Genomic DNA, 6,242 nt, shown 5'->3' with positions numbered 1-6,242 from the left:
CATTAGCTGATAAAATCGGCAGGTAATTACTATGGAATTATTTGCTATTAATGAAATGTTTAGGTAACCTGTTATTAGATAGGCCATTTTTCATTGGTGAAAACCAACAGAAAAACTGTTATGATTTTACATAATTAATAATTAAAAACTATTTAAGTGTTATAGAAGTTTTTTTACCCAGGACAGGAGGGGTAAATGTGCCAAATCTTCAGCAGAGTATGACGACAATCAGAAATTTACTTAATATGACCTTTTTTCGTGTTCTCTTATTTGTTCTATTGGGAGTTGCTATGTATTTTTCCATGTATAGCAATGTGAAGCCTGAAAAGATGGATTTAAGTCTGTTCTCTGTCGCTGAACAGACAATAAGGTCACCCATAACAATAGAGGATAAAGCAAGCACAGAAAGAAAGAGAAAAGAAGCAGAAAATAATGTTAAGGATATTTACGTTGTAAAAAAAGAGATTGCACAAAACAGAGTCGACCTGGTTACCTCTATTTTCGGATCCGTATCGGAAGTGAATGAAGAAGTAAAAGAAGGGATGGAAGAGAAAAAGAAAGCTGCTGCAAATGAGGCCGGCAAAGATGCCGAGGCACCAGACCCTTCCGCACCCGGTCCTGAAGACAAATTGTCCATGGTTAAAGAAAAACTCACTGATGACGTAACACGTGAAGTTCCTGATGGAGTTTTCCTTGCTTTGCTGCAGGCAAAGGAGGGGGAACTAAGCATTGCGAAAGACCTTACTGTTACTGCCATCAATAAAATCATGAATAATGAAATTCCTGCTGAACAGGTGGAGAACGCGAAAAAGCGTGTTGAAGAAGAACTGAAGTTCACCAGCTTAAATTCAGATTTAAAAAAAGCCGCAATAGAGCTGGGGCGATATGCAATATATCAAAATCAATTTTATGATCCTGCTGCTACGGAAGAATTGCGGCAGCAGACCATTGAGAGTGTTGAGCCAGTAAAAATCCTTCAGGGACAGATCATTGTTGAAGAAAATCAGCTGATCAGCAGGGACATATACAGACAGCTTGAACTTGCAGGACTTCTAGACAGTGTTAATTCGATTCAGCCTTTTATAGGCTTGACACTAATCATTGTCATTGTTTTATCAGCCCTATATTATTATTTCCGCGAATTGAATGTGCAGCGGGAGTTAAAGCAAAGCTATTTATTGCTGTTCAGCCTTGTTTTTATCTTATCGATCTTGCTTATGAAGGTCATCAGCCTGTTCCAGTATGCTGATTACTCAGAAATAGGATATATTTACCCTGCAGCCATGGGAGCTATGCTGATCAAAATACTGATTGATGAAAAGCTTGCAATGTACTACACAATTATAATGGCGATCAGCGGAAGCATCATTTTTAATGAAGGTGTTACAGGAACATTCCAGCTGACATCAGCCATTTATATCCTTTGCAGCGGCTTGGCGGCCATATTGTTTTTGAGTAAGCAGAATCGCCGCACAAAAATATTGCAGGCTGGTTTATTCGTATCTGCAGTTAATATACTTGTTATCTTTTCAATGCTCTTTTTAAGAAATGGCCACTATGAAACGATCGAATATGGATTTTACTTTGTAATCGCTCTGATTTCAGGTATTTCGTCTGCAGTCCTGGCGATCGGCCTGCTGCCATATTTTGAGGCGGGATTCGGAATCTTGTCTACTATGAGGCTGATTGAACTTTCCAACCCTAATCATCCGCTTCTGAGAAAGATACTGACCGAATCTCCCGGAACTTACCATCATAGTGTAATGGTTGCAAATCTTTCCGATTCAGCTTGTGAAGCTATTGGGGCAAATGGTCTTTTGGCGAGAGTGGGCTGCTATTATCACGATATCGGCAAAACAAAACGGCCGCAATTTTTTATTGAAAATCAGGTGAATATTGAAAATCCGCATGATCGGCTTCCTCCTCAGACCAGTAAGAATATTATTATCGCCCATGCCGCAGATGGTGCTGAAATGCTGAGAAAGCATAAAATGCCTAAGGAGATAGTGGATATTGCCGAACAGCATCATGGAACAACATTGCTGAAATATTTTTACTACAAAGCAAAGCAGAATGGCCTCGAAGTAAAAGAAGAGGACTACCGCTATCCGGGACCTAAACCGCAATCAAAAGAGTCGGCAGTCATTGGCATTGCGGATAGTGTAGAAGCAGCAGTCCGTTCAATGGCACATCCTACAACAGAGCAAATAGAGGATTTGGTCAAAAAGATAATCGCAGACAGGCTTCAGGATGGACAGCTGAATGAATGTGATTTAACCTTAAAAGAACTGGAAACCGTTTCACACTCGTTCTGTGAAACGTTAAACGGAATTTTCCATTCACGTATTGAGTATCCTGAAATGACAAAACAGAAGGTGAAACAGGCATGACTTTAAGCATTGATTTTTTAGACGAAACGAATGAGCTTCAGGAAAATGATATAGCCAAAATCGAAGAGTTAATTAACTTTGCGGCCTCAAAAGAATCTGTTGAGCCCGAAAGCGAAGTATCCATCACTTTTGTGACCAATGAGCGCATTCGCGAAATCAACAGGGAGTACCGGGATAAAGATCGGCCGACAGATGTTATTTCTTTCGCGATGGAAGAGCTGGGTGAAGGTGAAATTGAACTGATTGGTGCTGATATGCCGCGGATCCTTGGGGATATCATTATCTCCACTGCAAAGGCGAAGGAGCAGGCGGAGGAATATGGACATTCTTTTATAAGGGAGCTTGGGTTTTTGGCGGTCCATGGCTTCCTTCATCTTCTTGGCTATGATCATGAAAATCCGGATGATGAGAAAAAAATGTTTTCCCGCCAGAAGGATATACTTGATGAATTCGGGCTCACGAGATAAAAAGGTCCGAAGACACAATGTTTTCCTCAATTCCTTTGTATTTGCTTTTTCCGGAATTAGAACAGCGTTATGGAATGAAAGGAATCTGCAGATACATTTGGCAGTATCCCTGGCTGTCATGTTCTTTGGGATATACTTTGGCATTTCCCGGCTTGAATGGATGATCATTCTGCTGGCCATCGGGGGAATGTTCTCACTTGAATTGCTTAATACAGCCATTGAAAGGGCTGTGGATCTGTCAACAGAAGATTACCATCCCCTTGCCAAACAGGCGAAGGATATAGCCGCTGGAGCGGTGCTGGTGTTTGCCATTATAAGTGTAATAATAGGCGGAGTAATATTCCTCCCTAAAATCCTGGTATTTCTGCAGTAAAGCGAAGCTGTCCGAATGGGCAGCTTTGCTTTTTTTGCTTTTTCTATATTAATAAATAAGGCTGACCGTAATCTGCTTTGAATTATCAGGCCTGAGTTTGAAAACGTTCACTGAATCAGCTAAAATGACAGAACAGCATTAAATTTCACGGGCCGGGGAGATTTTGAGGGATGCCATTTAGAAAACAATGGCCTGATAAAATTTAAACAGCCTGCATATTTTTAGAAAATTCAATTTTTTTATTACGTTTTTGCTACAAACAATGAAAATCAAAGTAAAATGTTGTAAAATAAAAGAGAAGCGGCTGCTTTTCACAGAAAGAAGCTTTGCGAGCCCCAAGGCCCATGATTGCATCGGGAGCAGCTCCGTTTTACAGGAAAGGAAGAAATATTTGTGAATAACGATCAGCTAATACAGGAAGCAAAGATTGCAAGAGATAGAGCATATGTGCCATATTCAAAATTCAAAGTGGGAGCGGCGCTATTAAGCAGTGACGGTCAGGTTTTCCACGGCTGCAACATAGAAAATGCAGCGTACAGCATGTGTAATTGCGCTGAAAGGACTGCGCTCTTCAAAGCATATTCTGATGGCGTAAAAAGCTTTTCAGCCATTGCTGTTGTTGCTGACACAGACCGTCCTGTCCCCCCATGCGGTGCATGCAGACAGGTAATATCCGAATTATGTCCGCCTGCAATGAAAGTTGTATTAACCAACTTAAAAGGGGATATTAAAGAATTAACAGTTGAAGAATTACTGCCAGGAGCATTTTCACCGGAGGACTTACATGAATAATACACAACAAGGACACAAATCAGGCTTTATTTCTATAATCGGCAGACCAAACGTAGGAAAGTCAACATTCTTAAATCGCGTAATTGGGCAGAAAATTGCCATTATGAGTGATAAGCCGCAAACGACGCGCAATAAAGTTCAGGGTGTCCTGACAACCAATGACGCACAATTTATTTTTATTGATACGCCAGGAATCCATAAGCCAAAGCATAAACTGGGAGATTTTATGATGAAAGTTGCCCAAAACACATTGAAAGAAGTAGATGTTATCCTGTTTATGGTAAATGCCCAGGAAGGCTTTGGACGCGGTGAAGAATTCATACTTGAGAAATTTCAGTCAGTCCGTACGCCAATTTTCCTTGTGATCAATAAGATTGACCAGGTGCATCCAGATGAACTTTTTAAAATTATTGAGTCTTACAAGGAAAAGTACGATTTCAGTGAAATTATCCCCATTTCTGCTTTGGAAGGCAATAATGTAGAGACGCTGTTAGAACAGATTAAAAAATATATTCCGGAAGGGCCGCAGTTTTATCCTGCTGATCAGGTAACAGATCACCCAGAAAGATTTATCGTTTCCGAACTGATCAGGGAAAAAGCGCTGCATTTAACAAGAGAGGAAATACCGCACTCGCTTGCTGTCACTATTGATAAAATGGAGCGCCGCGAAGACAAGGATGTCGTTCATGTCATGGCTACGATCATTGTGGAACGTGACTCCCAGAAAGGCATTGTGATTGGAAAGCAAGGAAAGATGCTCAAGGAAATCGGAAAAAGAGCAAGGGTGGATATTGAAAATCTTCTTGGTTCACAGGTTTTTCTGGAGCTTTGGGTCAAAGTTCAGAAAGACTGGCGCAATAAAATGTCTCAGCTCCGCGATTTTGGCTTCCGTGAAGATGAGTACTGAACCAGCCCTAATTAAAGTATTATCCATTTCTGATTTATATGCATACAGGTGATTGACAATATTTTCGTCTCATGATTTTACAAAGACAGGCTATGATATAGATAAACGTATTGGGATAAATAATTGCTAGTTGAATAACTGAAAGGTGGGGTTTTCGATGATGGATTTTACCTGGAGAGTGTTTTCCCAGACAGGAAATATTGACACATATCTTCTCTTCAAGGAGCTAGAAAAGGAAACTCAGGATATACCCGGCAGCAATGATGAAGAGCTAGCAGAAGCTGATTTTCCCATCTCATAGGTTTGTCGAAAGACAGGGATGGTGTCACAGTTGCTTGATAAATGTGAAGGCATCGTCATCAGGACAACTAATTATAGTGAAACAAATAAGATAGTTACTTTATATACCCGTGAATGGGGAAAAGTTGGTGTGATGGCACGAGGAGCAAAAAAGCCCAACAGCAGACTTGCTGCTGTCACCCAGCTTTTTACATACGGGAATTTTTTAGTCCAGCGCGGAAGCGGTCTGGGCACCCTGCAGCAGGGGGACATGATCTCATCCATGCGATCTATTAAAGAAGATATTTTTCTGACGGCATATTCAAGCTATATAGTCGATTTGACTGATAAAAGCAGTGAGGATAAAAAGCCCAACCCATTTTTGTTCGAATTGCTGCATCAAACGCTAAATTTAATTAACGAAGGATATGACCCGGAAATTCTCACGAACATTTATGAAATGAAAATGCTGAATGGTCTGGGTTTATATCCTGTTCTTGATCAATGTTCTGTCTGCGGAATCACTGACGGGCATTTTGCATTTTCTATCCGGGAAAACGGCCTCATTTGTCACCGCTGTCTTGATAAGGATCCCTATCATTATAAAGTATCACAGGCCACAATTAAGCTGCTGCGCCTGTTTTATTTTTTTGACTTGTCCAGGCTCGGCAATATCTCTGTTAAACCGGAAACCAAAGCTGAATTGAAAAAGATTATCTCTGCTTATTATGAAGAGTATTCCGGCTTAAACCTTAAGACTAAGAAGTTTTTGAATCAAATGGACAAGTTTAATGATCTTATGTAATGAGCTCCTTTTGCTTTTTACTTAAGATTGACAATCCAATGTGATTCCGCTATGATTCAAATTAATAAAATATTATTGCTGTGAAGGAGAAGAGTACTTAACTTTTTCTCATTAAAGCGAACCCGGGATAGTGGAAGCTGGGTATGGATGGTTAAGGAAGGGCGCTCTGGAGCAATATTGTCTATCGACAGCAAAGAGGCTGCGGGTAAAATCGCGGCAAATAGGGTGG

The 6,242-nt window shown here is 40.5% G+C and carries 7 protein-coding genes and 1 other annotated feature (1 of these 8 running past the window's edge); all 7 genes read left to right on the top strand.

Annotated elements, in window-relative coordinates; all coding sequences use genetic code 11:
- The first annotated feature begins 197 nt into the window (after positions 1 to 197).
- The 7 genes from BFI01S_RS14250 to recO all read left to right on the top strand — a co-directional run bounded on the left by BFI01S_RS14250 (position 198) and on the right by recO (position 6,013).
- Positions 198 to 2,390, top strand: coding sequence for an HD family phosphohydrolase (locus tag BFI01S_RS14250; protein WP_115596782.1), 2,193 nt, complete (start codon positions 198 to 200; stop codon positions 2,388 to 2,390).
- Positions 2,387 to 2,857 carry an rRNA maturation RNase YbeY gene (gene ybeY, locus BFI01S_RS14245; protein ID WP_061793210.1) on the top strand — a complete coding sequence of 157 codons (471 nt, stop codon included), beginning with the start codon at positions 2,387 to 2,389 and terminating at the stop codon, positions 2,855 to 2,857. The genes BFI01S_RS14250 and ybeY overlap by 4 nt, the downstream gene beginning before the upstream one ends.
- Entirely contained in the window at positions 2,835 to 3,230 is a 396-nt protein-coding gene (locus tag BFI01S_RS14240) for a diacylglycerol kinase family protein (protein ID WP_061793209.1), read from the top strand. Before ybeY ends, BFI01S_RS14240 begins: the two co-directional genes overlap by 23 nt.
- A 348-nt stretch (positions 3,231 to 3,578) precedes the next feature.
- Positions 3,579 to 4,022: a cytidine deaminase gene (locus BFI01S_RS14235; RefSeq protein WP_082804536.1), complete on the top strand. Its 444-nt coding sequence runs from the start codon at positions 3,579 to 3,581 to the stop codon at positions 4,020 to 4,022.
- Positions 4,015 to 4,929 carry a GTPase Era gene (era, locus tag BFI01S_RS14230; RefSeq protein ID WP_048011157.1) on the top strand — a complete coding sequence of 305 codons (915 nt, stop codon included), beginning with the start codon at positions 4,015 to 4,017 and terminating at the stop codon, positions 4,927 to 4,929. Before BFI01S_RS14235 ends, era begins: the two co-directional genes overlap by 8 nt.
- Before the next feature lie 157 nt (positions 4,930 to 5,086).
- Positions 5,087 to 5,230, top strand: a complete 144-nt coding sequence (locus BFI01S_RS22580) for a YqzL family protein (RefSeq protein ID WP_009332996.1) — start codon at positions 5,087 to 5,089, stop codon at positions 5,228 to 5,230.
- A gap of 30 nt (positions 5,231 to 5,260) precedes the next feature.
- Positions 5,261 to 6,013 carry a DNA repair protein RecO gene (gene recO, locus BFI01S_RS14225; protein WP_061793208.1) on the top strand — a complete coding sequence of 251 codons (753 nt, stop codon included), beginning with the start codon at positions 5,261 to 5,263 and terminating at the stop codon, positions 6,011 to 6,013.
- 71 nt (positions 6,014 to 6,084) lie between these two features.
- Positions 6,085 to 6,242: a binding site (T-box leader), on the top strand (it continues 27 nt past the right edge of the window).

The sequence above is a fragment of the Cytobacillus firmus NBRC 15306 genome (assembly GCF_001591465.1).
GTDB lineage: Bacteria > Bacillota > Bacilli > Bacillales > Cytobacillaceae > Cytobacillus > Cytobacillus firmus.
This window is presented reverse-complemented; position numbering and strand designations above follow the sequence as displayed.